Source organism: Kitasatospora sp. NPDC057015, assembly GCF_042673745.1.
Taxonomy (GTDB): domain Bacteria; phylum Actinomycetota; class Actinomycetes; order Streptomycetales; family Streptomycetaceae; genus Kitasatospora.
Map to the genome: position 1 here is coordinate 8,252 of NZ_JBHUSG010000036.1, position 16,686 is coordinate 24,937.

1 protein-coding gene is annotated in these 16,686 nt (G+C 76.4%); it reads right to left on the minus strand.

The genetic code is table 11. The features are described from left to right. Nucleotides 1-123 precede the first annotated feature (123 nt). Nucleotides 124-16,620 carry an SDR family NAD(P)-dependent oxidoreductase gene (locus ACFTWP_RS27970; RefSeq protein ID WP_380267649.1) on the minus strand — a complete coding sequence of 5,499 codons (16,497 nt, stop codon included), beginning with the start codon at nucleotides 16,618-16,620 and terminating at the stop codon, nucleotides 124-126. Between the last annotated feature and the right edge of the window lie 66 nt (nucleotides 16,621-16,686).

Below are 16,686 nucleotides of genomic sequence, written 5' to 3' on the forward strand. Positions count from 1 at the left end.
CGGAGGTAGTCGACGAGCTTCTCGTCCTTCTCGTCGTCGGCCATCGGAACCTCACTCGTTGTCTTGTGGCGGGAGGGGTGCAGGGTGGGCGTTCCCGGCCCGTGGGCCGGTCGAGATCCCTGGTCAGGGCCTTCGGAGGTGCTCGTCGATAAAGGCGAGCAGGCCGTCCCGGCCGAGGTCGGCGAGAGCGGGGTCGGCGGGGTCGGAGGCGGGGTCGGCAGGGGCCGCCGCGTCCGGGCCGTCGTCGAGCCGGTCGCGCAGATGGGCGACCAGGCTCGCCGGGGTGGGGTGGTCGAAGACCAGCGTGCTCGGCAGTGCGAGGCCGGACAACGTGCCCAGCCGGCCGCGCAGTTCGAGCGCCGTGAGAGAGTCGAGGCCCAGGTCGAGCAGTCGGTCGTGGGGCTCCACCGTCCGGTGCGAGGGCCGGCCGAGGACCTCGGCCACCTCCCGGCGCACCAGCCCGAGCAGCAGGTGCTCCACCTGCTCGGGTGCGGTGGCCCGCAGCTGCTCCCGCCACGCCGCGACGGGTGCCGGGCGGGTGTCTGCCTGGCGGTGGACCGCGCGGATGCGGGCGGTGGCCAGCTCGTGCAGGAGCGGGGAAAGGAGGCCCTGGTCGGCCCGGGTCCGCAGGATCGAGGGGTCGAGTCGGACCGGAGCGAGCGTCGCCGTGCCGAGGCCGACGGCGGTGTCGAACAGGGAGAGTGCCTCGGCCGGTTCCAGGGCGGCGACTCCCGTCCGGGCCATCCGAGCGCGGTCGGCGTCGTCGAGCACGCCGGCCATGCCCGCTGCGCCGCCCCACCAGCCCCAGGCGAGTGCGGTGGCGGGCAGGCCGAGGCTGTGGCGGTGTGCGGCGAGGCCGTCCAGGAAGGCGTTGGCGGCAGCGTAGTTGCCCTGCCCGGCGGAGCCGAGCGTCCCGGCGAAGGAGGAGAAGAGCACGAAGGCGGCGAGCTCGCGGTCCTTGGTCAGCTCGTGCAGGTGCCAGGCGGCGTCGGCCTTGGGACGCAGCACCCGGTCGAAGCGCTCGGGCGTGAGCGACCCGAGTACGCCGTCGTCGAGCGCCCCGGCGCAGTGCACCACGCCGGTGAGCGGTCGGTCGGCCGGCAGCGTGTCGAGGAGCCGCGCGAGGGCGGCACGGTCGGACACGTCGCAGGCGGCGATCCGCACCCGGGCGCCCAGGCGACCGAGCTCGGCGGCCAGCCGGTCGGCTCCGGGCGCGGTCGGGCCGCGCCGGCCGACCAGCAGCAGCGAGCGGACGCCGTGCACGGTGACCAGATGCCGGGCGAGCAGTGCGCCCAGGCCGCCGGTGCCACCGGTGACCAGCACGGTGCCTTCGGGCCCGAACACCGGTGCGGCGGGCGGCCCGGTGCGAGCCGGTACCGCGGTCAGCCGGGGCACCGTGACGGCTGCGGCGCGGACGGCGAGCTGCGGCTCGTCGGGGCCGACGGCCGCCGACAGGGCCTCGGCACCGGACGGCCCCTGCTCGGTGTCGACCAGGACGATCCGGCCGGGGTGCTCGCTCTGGACGGACCGCACCAGGCCCCACACCGCCGCGGCCGCCGGATCGACCGTCCCGTCACCGGGTCCGGCCGCGACGGCGTGCCGGGTCAGCAGCACCAGCCGGGTGGCGTCCAGGCGCTGGACGGCCGTCCAGGAACGCAGCAGGGCGGCGGTGCGGTCGAGGGCGGTCCGGGTGCGCTCCGGCAGGCCGCTACCCGCCGCGCCGGCGGTCACCCGCAGGTAGGCGACGTCCGGTGCCGGGCGGCCGCGGTCGAGGTCGGCGAGCAGCGCATCGAGGTCGGCGTAGCGCACGGCCGGGGCACCTGGGGGTGCATCGGGCGTGTCCGGGCCGATCGCAGCCCAGCTCTGCCGGGCGGACGCCGGGCCGGTGGGCAGCGGGCGCCAGCGCAGCTCGTACAGTGACCGGTCGGCCGGGTGGCCGGGCGCGAGCGGGCGTAGCAGCAGGGAGCCTACGGTGGCGACGGGGGCACCGGTGCCGTCCGCGAGGTCGACCGCGAGGGTGTCGCCGTCGACCCGGAGCGCGACCCGCAGCCGGTCCGCGCCGGGGGTGTGCAGGGTGACGTCGGTCCAGGCGAACGGCAGCCGAGGCAGGGCGGCGGTGTCCGGGGCGAGCAGCGTGGCGGCGTGCAGGGCCGCGTCGAGCAGGGCGGGGTGGAGGCCGAATCGGTGGGCCTCGGCGGCGGCCGGACCGGGCAGGACCACCTCGGCCAGCACCTGCCCGTCGTGGGTCCAGGCCGCGCCCAGGCACTGGAACGCCGGGCCGTAGGCCACTCCGGTGGCGGCCAGTCGTTCGTACAGGCCCTCGACCGGGACGGGGACGGCGCCGGGCGGGGGCCAGCTGACCGGGGCCGGTCCGGCGGGTGCCGTGTCGGCTTCGGCGAGCAGGCCGGTGGCGTGCAGGGTCCACGGTGTGCCGGGCTCGGCGTGGTCGGGGCGGGCGTACACCGACAGCGGGCGGCGCCCGTCGGCGGCGGGCCCGGCGGCCCTGAGCCGCAGTTGAAGGCCGTCCTGCTCGCGTTCGGGCAGCACCATCGGGTCGATCAGGGTCAGTTCGGCCAGCCGGCCGCCGCCGAGGCGGGCGGCCGCCGCCAGGGCGAGCTCGACGAAGGCGCTGCCGGGCAGCACCACGTCGTCGCGGACGCCGTGGTCGGCCAGCCAGGGGTGGGTCGCAAGGGAGAGCCGGCCGGTGGCCACCAGCTCGTCGCCGTCGGGCAGTTCGACCCAGGCGCCGATCAGCGGGTGGGTGGACGGGCCGAGCCCGGCTCCCGCCGGAACCGGTCCGGCGTGGTCCCGGCCGGCCGGCTCGGGGGTGACGGGCAGCCAGTAGTGCTCCGGTTGGAAGGCGTACGTCGGGAGGTCGATCCGCCTGGCGCCGGAGCCGGCGAAGTACGCTGCCCAGTCGACCGCCGTGCCGCCCACGTGCAGCCGGCCGAGTGCGTCGGCCAGAGCGTGCGGTTCGGGCCGGTCGCGGCGCAGGGCGGCCACGGTGGTCGCGGCGGGGCCCGCGTGGTCGGCGGCGAGGGTGGCGAGCGAGCCGTCGGGCCCGAGGTCGAGCATGGTCCGTACACCGTCCTGGGCCATCCGCACCACCGCGTCACGGAACCGGACGGGCCGGCGGACCTGCTCCGCCCAGTAGTCCGGCGAGCCGAGCTCCTCGGCGGTCGCCGGCTGTCCGGTCACGGTGGAGACGATCGGGATTTCCGGCCGGTGGAAGGTCAGCGTCGCGGCGACCGCGCGCAGTTCGTCCAGCATCGGGTCCATCGCGGGGGAGTGGAAGGCGTGGCTGACCCGCAGCCGGTTGGTTCGACGGCCGAGCTCGCGCAGCCGCTCGGCGACCGCGAGCACCGCGTCCGTCCGGCCCGACAGGACCACGGCGGACGGCCCGTTGACGGCGGCCAGGGCCACGCCCTCGGTCAGCAGCGGCAGGACCTCCGTCTCGGCGGCGGCCACCGCGACCATCGTTCCGCCGGGCGGCAGGGCCTGCATCAGCCGGGCCCGGGCCGTCACCAGCACGGCCGCATCGGTCAGGCTCAGCACCCCGGCGACGTGCACCGCGGCCAGCTCCCCGACGGAGTGGCCGGCCAGCACGTCCGGGCGCACGCCCCAGGACTCCAACAGCCGGAAGAGTGCGACCTCGACCGCGAACAGGGCCGGCTGGGTGTACTCGGTCCGGTCGAGCAGCCCGGCCGCCTCGGTGTCCGGCCCGGCGTCGAGTGCCTCGCGCAGCGGGCGCGGCAGCAGGCGGTCCAGCTCGGCGCAGACCTGTTCGAATGCGGCGGCGAACACGGGGTGGCGGGAGCGGAGTTGGCGGCCCATGCCGAGCCACTGGCTGCCCTGACCGGCGAACAGGAAGGCCAGCCGGCCACCGGTCGCGCGCCCGGGCCCCCGTGCGTGGGTGGTCGAGCCGTCGGCCATCAGTTCGTCCAGCTGCTCCAGGAGGTCCTGGCGGCTCGCGGCCACCAGGGCGGCGCGGTGCTCGAAGGCCGTCCGGCCGGTGGCCAGCGAGTAGCCGACATCGAGCGGGCGCAGGTCCGGGCGCAGGTCGAGGCGCCCGCGCAGCCGGACGGCCTGGGCGCGCAGGCCCTCGGGGTCGCGGCCCGAAAGCAGCCAGGGGACGGCCGAACCGTCGATGCCGCTCGGCGTCCTGGCGGTCCGGGCCGCAGGGCGTTCCACCGGGGCCTGCTCGAGGACGACGTGGGCGTTGGTGCCGCTGATCCCGAACGAGGACACCCCGGCCCGGCGGGGCCGGGAGCCGGCCGGCCAGGGCAGGCTCTCGGTGAGCAGCGCCACCGCGCCCGAGGACCAGTCGACGTACGGGGTCGGCGCGTCGACGTGCAGGGTCCTGGGCAGGGCGCCGTGGCGCATCGCCATGACCATCTTGATCACCCCGGCGACGCCCGCCGCGGCCTGGGTGTGGCCGATGTTGGACTTGACCGAGCCGAGGTGCAACGGCCGGCCCTCCGGGCGGTCCTGCCCGTACACCGCCAGGACGGCCTCGGCTTCGATCGGGTCGCCGAGGCGGGTGCCGGTGCCGTGTGCCTCGACGGCGTCCACGTCGGTGGCGGTCAGGCCGGCGGCGGCGAGCGCCTGCCGGATCACCCGCTCCTGTGAAGGGCCGTTGGGTGCGGTGAGGCCGTTGCTGGCGCCGTCCTGGTTGACCGCGCTGCCGCGGACCAGGGCGAGCACCGGGTGGCCGTTGGCGCGGGCGTCCGAGAGCCGTTCGAGCAGCAGGACCCCGACGCCCTCGCCCCAGCCGGTCCCGTCGGCCGCGGCGGCGAAGGGCTTGCACCTGCCGTCGACGGCCAGTCCGCGCTGCCGCGAGAACTCGATGAACGGCGTGGGCGTCGACATCACGGTCACGCCGCCGGCCAGCGCGAGGTCGCTCTCGCCGGAGCGCAGCGACTGGGCGGCCAGGTGGAGTGCCACCAGCGAGGAGGAGCAGGCGGTGTCGACCGTGACCGCCGGGCCCTCCAGACCCAGCGTGTACGCCACCCGGCCGGATGCCACGCTGCCCGCCGTCCCGGCGCCGAGGTAGCCCTCGACCTCCGCGGGCACCTGGCGTGCCCAGGAGCCGTAGTCGTGGTACATCACGCCGGCGAAGACGCCGGTTCGGCTGCCGCGCAGGGCGGCGGGGTCGATGCCGGCCCGTTCGACGGCCTCCCAGCTGGTCTCCAGGAGGAGTCGTTGTTGCGGGTCCATGGCGAGGGCCTCGCGCGCGTTGATCCCGAAGAACGCGGCGTCGAAGCCGGTTGCGCCGCGCAGGAACGCGCCGTGGCGGGCGTAACTCGTGCCGGGCGTGCCCGGGTCCTGGTCGTACAGTCGTTCCAGGTCCCAGCCCCGGTCGTCCGGCAGGTCGCCGACGGCGTCGACGCCGTTGGCCACCAGGGCCCACAGGGCGTCGGGGTCGTCGGCGTCGCCGGGGTAGCGGCAGGCCATGGCGACGATCGCGATCGGCTCGTCGGAGGCGGAGGCGGGCGGGGTGGCGGCAGAGCGCGGCCGGTCCGGCTCGGGCTCCTCGGTGTGCCGCAGGCGGACGGCCAGGTAGCCGGCCAGCTCCTGAGGGGTCGGCCGGTCGAAGACCAGCCCGGCGGGCAGGGTGAGCCCGGTGGCGGCGCCGAGCCGGTTGCGCAGTTCGAGCGCGGTCAGCGAGTCCATGCCCAGTTCGGCGAAGGCCCGGGCGTCCTGTGCCTCGTCCAAGGCGTCGAGCCCGAGGACGGCCGCCGCCTCGGCGCGTACCAGCGCGCTCAGCTCGCGCAGGCGTTCCGTCTCGTCGAGGGCCCGGATCCGTCCGGACAGGGCCGGGGCCGGGGCGGCGGCCCGGGTCGCACGGCGGGCCGGTGCCGGGCGGACCAAGGCGCGCAGCAAGGGGGCGACCGGGGTGCCCCCGGCTCCCGCCGCCGGGCCGGAGAGGTCGAGGCGCACCGGCGCGAGGAAGGCCTCGTCGCCGGCCAGCGCGGCGTCCAGCAGGGCGAGCCCGTGCGCGGTCGTCATCGGCAGCACGCCGACCCGCGCGAGGCGGCGCAGGTCGGTCCCGCCGAGGCCGGCGGTCAGCCCGCTGCGCTCCGCCCAGAGCCCCCAGGCCAGCGAGGTGGCGGGGAGGCCGAGGCGGTGGCGCTGCACGGCGAGGGCGTCCAGGAAGGCGTTGGCGGCGGCGTAGTTTCCCTGGCCGGCCGAACCGAGCAGTCCGGCGGCCGAGGAGAACAGGACGAAGGCCGACAGCCGGTGATTCTTCGTCAGTTCGACCAGGTGGAGGGCAGCATGTGCCTTCGGTCGCAGGACGTGCGCCAGCCGCTCCGGGGTCAGCGAGCCGACCGCGCCGTCGTCCAGCACCCCGGCCGCGTGCACCACGGCCGTCAGCGGGTGCTCGGCGGGAATGCCCGCCAGCACAGCGGCCAGCGCTTCGCGGTCGGCGAGGTCGCAGGCGGCGACCGTGGTCCGGGCGCCCAGCTCGGCCAGCTGGGCCCGCAACTCCGCGACATCCGGGGCCTGTTCGCCGCTGCGACTGATCAGCAGGAGGTGCCGCACGCCGTGCTCGGCAGCCAGGTGCCGGGCGACGACCCGGCCGAGCAGTCCGGTGCCGCCGGTGATCAGGACCGTGCCGTCCCGGTCGAGCGGACGGGCAGCCGGGCGCTCCGGGAGCTTCGCTCGCACCAGCCTGGGCAGCTGTACGGTGCCTGCGCGCAGGGCAAGTTGGGGTTCCTCGCCGGCCCCGGCAGCCGCCAGGGCGCGGGCCGAGGCGGGGGTGTCGTCGAGGTCGGCGAGGACGAAGCGGCCGGGATGCTCGGTCTGGGCGGAGCGCAGCAGCCCCCAGACGGCGGCCTCGGCGGGGTCTGGTGCCTCGTCGTCGGCCACGGCCACGGCGGACCGGGTCACCAGCACCAGTCGCGCCGACGCCAGACGGTCCTCAAGGAGCCACTCCTGGAGCAGGGCCAGCGCCTGGGCCGTCGTCGTCAGCGCTCGGTCAGCGGCGGATGCGGGGGCGGACGCGTCGGTCGGGTCGGTGGTCGGGTGGGCGGTGGCGAACACCAGGGCCGGCGCCGGCTCACCGGCGTCGAGCGCGGCGCGCAGCGCGGTGAGGTCGGTGCAGCGGAACACCGGCTCACCCGGCAGCAGATCGGCCGCGCCGAGCACCGCTCGGCGCACGGCATGCCCGGGTGCCGTTGGGGCGGGGGCGGCGGGCCAGCCGAGACGGTAGAGCCCGCTCTCCCCGGCCTCGGGCAGGCCGGCTGTCAGGTCCTCCGGCACCGGGCGCAGCACGACCGATCCGACGGTCGCCACCCAGTGGCCCTCCCCGTCGTAGGTGGTGAGCGAAGCCTCGCCCGGCGTGGTGGTGAGCCGGACCCGCAGGGCGGTCGCACCGCGCCCGCCCGCCGACACCCGCTGCCAGGCGAACGGCAGGACGGCCGGGGCGTCGTCGGCGCCGTGCGCGGCCAGGCCGATGGCGTGCAGGGCCGCGTCGAGCAGGGCGGGGTGGATCCTGTACCGGTCGGCCTCGGCCTGCTCGGCCCCGGTGAGGGCGACCTCGGCGAGGATGTCGTCGCCGCTGCGCCAGGCCCGGTCCAGGTTCCGGAACGCGTTGCCGTAGCCGTAGCCCCGGAGAGCCAGCCGCTCGTACAGGTCGGCGGTGTCGACGGGGACGGCGCCGGGCGGCGGCCAGGCGGACGGTGACGGTGCGTCAGGTGCGCGTTCCGGCAGGGGCGCGAGCAGGCCGGCGGCGTGCTGCGTCCAGGGCAGGGCGTGCTCGGCGTGCTCGGAGCGCGAGAAGACCCGGACGGCCCGACGGCCCGCCTCGTCGGCGGGGCCCACCGCCACCTGGAGCGCGACGCCGCCGGTCGACGGGGGCAGGAGCGGCACGGTCAGGCTCAGCTCGTCGAGCAGCGCGCAGCCGGTCTGCTCGCCGGCGCAGAGCGCGAGTTCGACGAAGGCGGTGCCGGGCAGCAGGACGGCGCCGGCGACCTGGTGGTCCCCGAGCCAGGGCTGCGCCCGCTCGTCCAGGCGACCGGTGAGGACGTACTCGTCGGTGCCGGCGAGGTGCAGGACGGCGGACAGCAACGGGTGGTCCACCGGCCGCTGGCCGGCGGCGCGCGGTGCGGCGGAGGCGTCCAGCCAGTACCGCTTGCGCTGGAAGGGGTAGGTGGGCAGCTCGACGCCGGGGCCGTCGCCGGGGCCGAGGAGGGCCGGCCAGTCCATCTCGGCGCCGCTCGCGAAGTCCTCAGCGGCGGCTGCGCCGAGGCCGGGGACCGCGGCTGCGGAGGCCACCACGCCTTCGGCGCCGGCGGCGACGGCGGCGAGCCCGGCGAGCAGCTCGGCGCGGCCGGTACCCAGCACCGCCGCGCGGTGCTCGAAGGCCGATCGGGTGGTGGCCAGGGCGCGGGCCACGGCCGCCGGGTCGAGTTCGGGCCGGCCGGCCGCCAGGGTGAGCAGCTGCTCGGCCCGGGCTCGCAGCGCGCCGGGTGTCCGCCCGGACAGGACCCACGGGACGACCCCGGGGCCGGCGGAGCCGGGTGCCGCCGGGAGAGCCCCGGGCTGCTCCTCGGGCTGTTCGAGGACGACGTGGGCGTTGGTGCCGCTGATGCCGAAGGAGGAGACGGCGGCCCGGCGCGGGTCCGGTCCGGCCGGCCAGGGGGTGTTCTCGGTGAGCAGGGCCATCGCGCCCGAGGACCAGTCGACGTGCGGGGTCGGCGCGTCGACGTGCAGGGTCTTCGGCAGGACGCCGTGGCGCATCGCCATGACCATTTTGATCACCCCGGCGACCCCGGCGGCGGCTTGTGGGTGGCCGAGGTTGGACTTGACCGAGCCGAGGTGTACCGGGCGGTTCTCGGGGCGGTTCTGTCCGTAGGTGGCCAGGAGTGCCTGGGCCTCGATGGGGTCGCCTAGGCGGGTGCCGGTGCCGTGTGCCTCGACGGCGTCCACGTCGGCGGCGGTCAGGCCGGCGGCGGCGAGCGCCTGCCGGATCACCCGCTCCTGTGAAGGGCCGTTGGGGGCGGTGAGGCCGTTGCTGGCGCCGTCCTGGTTGACGGCCGAGCCGCGTACCACCGCCAGGACCCGGTGGCCGTTGGCGCGGGCGTCCGAGAGCCGTTCGAGCACCAGGACGCCGACGCCCTCGCCCCAGCCGGTGCCGTCCGCACCGGCCGCGAAGGGCTTGCACCTTCCGTCCGGCGCGAGCCCGCGCTGCCGGGAGAACTCGACGAAGACACCCGGACTCGACATGACCGTCACCCCGCCGGCCAGCGCCAGCGAGCACTCGCCCTGGCGCAGCGACTGGGCGGCCAGGTGCATCGCCACCAGCGAGGTGGAGCAGGCGGTGTCGATGCTGACGGCCGGGCCCTCCAGACCCAGTGCGTAGGCCACCCGGCCGGAGACCACGCTCGCGGCGCTGCCGGTCAGCACATAGCCGTCGGCGGCGCCGGCCAGCTCCGCCAGACGCGGGCCGTACTCGCCGTTGGACGCGCCGACGTACACCCCGGTGTCGCTGCCGCGCAGGGCGGTCGGGTCGATGCCGGCCCGTTCGACGGCCTCCCAGCTGGTCTCCAGGAGGAGTCGTTGCTGCGGGTCCATGGCGAGGGCCTCGCGCGGGCTGATCCCGAAGAACGCGGCGTCGAACTCGCCCGCTTCGTACAGGAATCCGCCGTGGCGGCTGTACGAGGTGCCGGGGCGGCCGGGCTCCGGGTGGAACAGCTGCCCGACGTCCCAGCCGCGGTCGTCGGGCAGTTCGCCGATCGCGTCGGTGCCCGAGACGACGAGATCCCACAGGCCCTCGGGGGAGGTCACGCCGCCGGGGTAGCGGCAGGCCATGCCGACGATGGCGATCGGCTCGTCGGCTGCGGTCCGGGGGGCCGGCGGGGCCGGCCGTTCGTCGTCGCCGATGAGCCGGGCGAGGACGGACTCGGCCACCGCGCGCGGGGTGGGGTGGTCGTAGACCAACGTGGGGGACAGTCGCAGTCCGGTAGCGGCGTTCAGCCGGGTGCGCAGCTCCAAGGCCATCAGCGAAGTGAGCCCCAGGTCGGAGAAGACCCGCCGCTCCTGGACCTGCTCGGCGGAGGCGAAGCCGAGGACGGCCGCCACGGCCGCGCGTACGACCTCCGACACCGCGTGCTCGCGCCCGTCCGGGTCCTGCTCGGCCAGCCGCCGGGCCAAGTCCTCGCCGCGCGTGGCCGGGACGGCGGAGGCCGCGCGGTGGGCCTCGGGGACGGTGTCGAACAAGGGGCGCCGTCGGCCCAGGGCGGGGACGAAGACGTCCCAGTCGACCCGCGCCACCGTGACGCAGTCGTCCCCGACCGCCAGGGCCCGCTCCAGCGCGTCGAGGCCCTGTTCGGGGGCGAGGCCGCGCAGACCGAAGCGGCCGAGCTGGTCCGCCGCGGCCGTACCGGAGGCCATCCCGGCGCCCGCCCACGGGCCCCAGGCGATCGAGGTGGCCGGGAGTCCCTCGGCGCGGCGCTGCTGTGCCAAGGCGTCGAGGTAGGAGTTGCCGGGGGCGTAGCCGCCCTGGCCGGGCAGGCCCCAGGTGGCGGCCACGGAGGAGAACAGCACGAAGGCGGACAGGTCGGCGCCCCGGGTCAGCTCGTCCAGGTTCCGCGCGGCGGTGGCCTTGGCCCGCAGCGCCTGGTCCAGCTGCGCGGGAGTGAGGGTGTCGAGCAGGGAGTCGTCGAGTTGCCCGGCCGCGTGCACCACGGTGGTCAGCGGGAGGGCGGGCGGCACCGCGGTGAGGACGGCGGCGAGCGCGTCGCGGTCGGCCGCGTCGCAGGCGGCGAGGGTGACACGGGTGCCGAGCGCGGTCAGTTCGGTGCGCAACTCCTCAGCACCGGGCGCCTGTTCGCCGCGTCGGCTGACCAGCAACAGGTGCTCGGCGCCGGCCCGTGCCAGCCAGCGGGCGACCTGGGCGCCGAGCGCCCCGGTGCCGCCGGTGACCAGGGCGGTGCCGTGGACACGCCAGTCGCGGCGGGTGTGCGGCGCGGCGGGGGCCCGTTCGAGGCGGCGGGTGAACACGCCCAGTGGCCGGATCGCCAGCTGGTCCTCCGCACCGTCGACGGCCAGTACGCCGAGCAGGTGGTCGACGGAGGCGTCGTCGGCCTCGGTGGGCAGGTCGACCAGGCCACCCCGGTGCTCGGGGTGCTCGAGCGTGATGATCTGCCCCAGGCCCCAGAGCTGGGCCTGCTCCGGGTTGCGCACCCGGTCCTGCGCGTCGGTGGCCACGGCCCCGCTGGTGGCGTACCAGACGGGGGCCGCCGGCTCCAGCTCGCCGAGTGCCTGGGCCAGCGCGAGCGAGGCGGCCAGACCGGCGGGGACGGACGGGTGGCCGGGCAACTGTCCCTCGGCCAGGGCCAGCAGGGACAGCACCCCGGTGGGGCGGACCTGGTCGAGCTCGGCGCTCAGCTGCTTGCGGACGCGCGCCCGGTCGGCCGTCGGGTCGATGACGATGCGCCGGACCTCGGCGCCCCGGGCGGCCAGCGCTCGGACGGCTGCCTCCGCCCACGGACCGCTCCCGGCCGGTCCCGCCTCGGCCACCAGCCAACTGCCGCCCGGGGCGGCAGCGGCGGCGGGGCCGACCCGGCGCCAGCGGACTCGGTAGCGCAGGGCGTGCAGGGCCGCGTCGGCCCGTCGGAGACCGTGCCAGTGGGACAGCACCGGCAGGGCTGCCGACAGCGCCTCGGTGCTGTCCGGCTCGGAGCCGAGGCCCAGTTCGGCGACGACGGCCTCGGCATCGCCCTGCTCCACTGCCGCCCAGAAGCGTCGCTCGGTCTCGTCGGCGGCGGCGGCGCGGTCGGTGTCCGGACGCGTGGTGGGCTCCAGCCAGTACCGCTCCCGGTGGAACGGGTAGGTGGGCAGCTCGACCGGCCGGGCGCCGGTGCCCGCGAAGGCCACCGCCCAGTCCACGGCCAGTCCCTGGACGAAGTCCTCGGCGGCGGCCGCGGCGAGGCCGGAGGCACCTTCGGCAGGCGCCACCACGCCTTCGGCGCCGGCGGCGACGGCGGCGAGCCCGGCGAGCAGCTCCGTGCGGCCGGTACCCAGAACCGCCGCGCGGTGCTCGAAGGCCGACCGGGTCGCGGCCAGGGTGTAGGCCACGTCGACCAGGCGGCCCTGCGGTTCGGCCGTCAGGTGCCGGCCGAACCGCAGGGCCTGCTCACGCAGAGCCTCGGGGGTCTTCGCGGACAGCACCAGCGGCAGCGGGCGGTCCGGGGCGGTGTCCGGGGCGTCGTCCAGCGGCGCGGCAGGCTCCTCCAGGATCACGTGGGCGTTGGTGCCGCTGATGCCGAAGGAGGAGACGGCGGCCCGGCGCGGCTCCGGTCCGGCCGGCCAGGGGGTGTTCTCGGTGAGCAGGGCCACCGCGCCCGAGGACCAGTCCACCTCCGGCGTCGGCGCGTCCACGTGCAGGGTCTTCGGCAGGACGCCGTGGCGCATCGCCATGACCATTTTGATCACCCCGGCGACCCCGGCGGCGGCTTGCGTGTGCCCGATGTTCGACTTCACCGAACCCAGCCACAACGGCTCGTCCCTCCTCTGTCCGTAGGTGGCCAGGAGTGCCTGGGCCTCGATGGGGTCGCCGAGGCGGGTGCCGGTGCCGTGTGCCTCGACGGCGTCCACGTCGGCGGCGGTCAGGCCGGCGGTGGCCAGGGCCTGGCGGATCACCCGTTCCTGGGCGGGGCCGTTGGGGGCGGTGAGGCCGTTGCTGGCGCCGTCCTGGTTGACGGCCGAGCCGCGTACCACCGCCAGGACCCGGTGGCCGTTGGCGCGGGCGTCCGAGAGCCGTTCCACGAGCAGAACGCCGACGCCCTCACTCCAGCCGGTGCCGTCGGCCGCAGCGGCGAAGGCCTTGCAGCGCCCGTCCTCGGACAGCCCGCGCTGTCGGCTGAACTCGGTGAAGGTGCCCGGCGTCGACATGACCGTCACCCCACCGACCAGCGCCAGCGAGCACTCGCCCTGGCGCAGCGACTGGGCGGCCAGGTGCAGCGCCACCAGCGAGGAGGAGCAGGCGGTGTCGATGCTGACGGCCGGGCCCTCCAGGCCGAACACGTACGCCAGCCGGCCGGAGGCTACGCTGCTCGCGCTGCCGGTGAGCAGGTACCCGTCGGTGCCCTCCCCTCCCTCGTGCAGGCGCGGCCCGTAGTCGGAGGCCATCAGCCCGGTGAAGACTCCGGTCCGGCTGCCGCGGAGCGGTGCGGGGTCGATCCCGGCCCGCTCGAACGCCTCCCAGGTGACCTCCAGCAGCAGCCGCTGCTGCGGGTCGGTCGCTAGCGCCTCGCGCGGCGCCATGCCGAAGAACTCGGGGTCGAAGCGGTCGGCGTCGTGTAGGAAACCGCCGTGCCGGGTGGCGGAGGTGCCCGGGCGGCGCGGGTCGGGATGGTGAAGGGCGTCGAGGTCCCAGCCCCGGTTGTCGGGGAAGGAGGTGACGGCGTCGCGGCCGTCGGCGACCAGCTGCCACAGCTCCTCGGGCCCGGTCGCACCCCCCGGGAGACGGCAGGCCATCCCCACGATCACCACCGGGTCGTCGTCGGACGCGGGGGCCGGGGCGGCAGCGAGCTCCTCCGGCGCCGCCGGGCGGGAGTCGCCGAGCAGCCCGGTCAGCAGGTGGGCGGCCAGCGCACGGGGCGTGGGGTGGGCGAAAACGGCGGTGGTCGGCAGCCGCAGCCCGGTGGCCGCGTTCAGCCGGTTGCGCAGCTCGACGACGGCGAGGGAGTCGAAGCCCGACTCCTGGAAGGCGCGGTCCGCGCCGACCGTGGCGGCGGAATCGTGGCCGAGGACGGCTGCGGTCTGCTCGCGGACGAGCTGGATCAGCAGGGCGTCCCGGCCGGATTTCGGGAGCGCGGTGAGCCGGTCGGCCAGGGACTGCGGGTCCCCGGTCCGGGGTGCCTCGGCGGCGGGGGCGGAGAGCGGCGCCGGGGTGGCGGAGGTGGCGGTCGGCAGCCAGTGCGGTGCGCGCCGGAAGGCATAGGTGGGCAGCTCGACCGGTCGGGCTTGGCCGAAGAAGCCGGTCCAGTCCACGGTGGCGCCGGCCACCTGGGCCTGGGCGAGCGAGGTGAGCAGCCTCGTCCGGCCGCCGTCCTCGCGCCGGAGCGTGCCGACGACTGCGGCCGGGTCCTCCGGGGTGGTCCACAGCTCGGCGGTCTCCTGGACGCTGACGGCCAGCACGGGGTGCGGGCTGGACTCGACGAACAGCCGGTGCTCGTCGGTGAGGAGGGCCTGGACGGTCTCCTCGAAGCGCACGGTTCGGCGCAGGTTCCGGTACCAGTAGCCGGCGTCCAGCGTGGTGGTGTCGGCGACCGGGCCGGCGGTGACGGTCGAGTAGAAGGCGGTGCCCGAGGCCGGCAGCGGGGTGACGTCGGCGAGGGCGGCGAGCAGTTCGTCCCGGACGGCCTCGACACCGGGAGAGTGCGAGGCGTAGTCGACGTCGATCCGCCGCGCCCGGACGTCCTCCGCCTGGTAGGCCGCGAGCAGCTGGTCGAGGACGGTGGTGTCACCCGCGAGCACGGTGGCGGAGGGGCCGTTGACGGCGGCCACCGAGACCCGGTCGTGCCAGGGGGCGGCGCGCTCGGCGACCTCGGCGACGGGCAGCGGTACGGAGAGCATGCCGCCGGTCCCGGCCAGCCGGGCGAGCGCCTGCGAGCGCAGCGCGACGATCTTCGCCGCGTCCCGCAGCGACAGCACGCCGGCGACGTGGGCGGCGGCGATCTCCCCCTGGGAGTGGCCGACCACCGCGTCCGGTGTCACGCCGTGGGCCTTCCACACCTCGGCGAGCGAGACCATGACCGCCCACAGGGCGGGCTGGACGACGTCGACCCGGTCCAGGGACGGCGCCCCGGGCTCGCCGCGCAGCACGGCGGCGAGGGACCAGTCGACGAACTCGCGGAGCGCGCTCTCGCACGCGGCGACCCGGGCCGCGAAGACCTCGCTGTCCGCCAGCAGCTCCCGCCCCATGGCCACCCACTGGGACCCCTGGCCGGGGAAGACCAGGACGGTGCGGCCGTGCGCGGCCGGGGCGGTGGCGACCACGGTGGTGCGGGCCGGTCGGTTCTCGGCCAGGGCGGTGAGGCCGGCGAGCAGCTCCTCGCGGTCGGCGCCGACCACCACCGCGCGGTGCTCGAACATCGACCGGGTGGTGGTCAGGGCGAGGCCGACAGCCGCCGGGTCCAGATCATGAAGATCCGTCAGATGCTCGGCGAGGCGCGCGGCCTGGGCCGACAGCGCCTCGCCGCTGCGGGCGGACAGCGGCCACGGGACGGCGCCGCCGACCGGTTCGCGTTCCGGCTCCGGGCGTGGGGCGGGCGGCGAGGCCAGCACCACATGGCAGTTGGTGCCGCCGAGCCCGAAGGAGCTCACCCCGGCGACCAGTTGACGGTCCTGCTGCGGCCAGGGCGAAAGGCCGGTGTGGACAGCGAGGTTCAGCTCGTCCAGCGGGATGTCCGCAGGAGGGGAGCGGTAGTTGAGGCTCGGCGGGAGGTGCCGGTGCCGGATGCTCAGCACGACCTTGATGAACCCGGCGATGCCGGCCGCGCCTTCGAGGTGGCCGATGTTGGTCTTGACCGATCCGACCCGCAGCGGCCCCTCACCTGCCCGGCGCGCGCGGCCCACGGCAGCGCCGAGCGCGGCGGCCTCCACCGGGTCGCCCGCCCTGGTGCCGGTGCCGTGCAGTTCCACGTACTGGGCGTCGGCCGGGTCGACCCCGGAGCTGCGGTAGGCCCGCCGGATCACGGCCTCCTGGGCCCGCGATGAGGGCGCGGCCAGCCCGGCGCCGCCGCCGTCGTTGTTGACCGCGCTGCCCCGGATCACGCAGAGGACGGGGGAGCCGTCCGCGAGCGCGTCGTCGAGCCGCTGGAGCACCACCATGCCCCCGCCCTCGCCGCGGACGTAGCCGTTGGCCCGTGCGTCGAAGGTGTGGCAGCGGCCGTCCGGCGAGAGGCCGCCCAGTTTGGCGGCGGTGACCGCGTTCTCCACCGCGAGGTCCAGGTTCACCCCGCCGGCCAGGGCGAGGGTGCTCTCGCCGCGCCGCAGGCTCTCGCAGGCCAGGTGCACCGCGACCAGGGAGGAGGACTGGGCGGTGTCCACCACCAGGCTCGGCCCGGTCAGGCCCAGGGCGTGGGAAACCCGGTTGGCGATGATGCCGCGCTGCAGCCCCGCCGCCCAGTGCCGGGTGGTCGCGCCGGCGCCGGCGCGGCGCAGCAGGGTCGCGTAGTCGTCCCAGATCGCGCCGACGAAGACGCCGGTCGCGCTGTCGGCCAGCCGCCGCGGTACGAGCCGGGCGTTCTCCAGCGCCTCCCACCCGAGTTCCAGCATCAGCCGCTGCTGGGGGTCCATGGCGGCGGCCTCGCGCGGGCCGATGCCGAAGAACTCCGCGTCGAAGTCGGTGATGGCGGGCCAGTCCAGGAACCCGCCGTGCCGCACGTCGGCCCGGCCGGGGGCGTCCAGATCGCCGTCGCCGTACCAGGCCTCGGCGTCCCAGCGCTCGGGCGGGGTCGGGACGACGGCGCTGCGGCCCTCGCTCAGCAGCCGCCAGTACGCCTCGGGCGAGGGGGCCCCGGGGAACCGGCACGCCAGGCCGATCACCGCGATGGGGACCTCCGGTGTTCCGGCGTCCGGTCCGGGCGTGGCGGCGGGCGGCTGGTCCATGGATTCCTGCTCCCTCGTTCCGGGTGGGGAACGGCCGGCTTCCGGAAGCCGACCGGTGGGACGGCC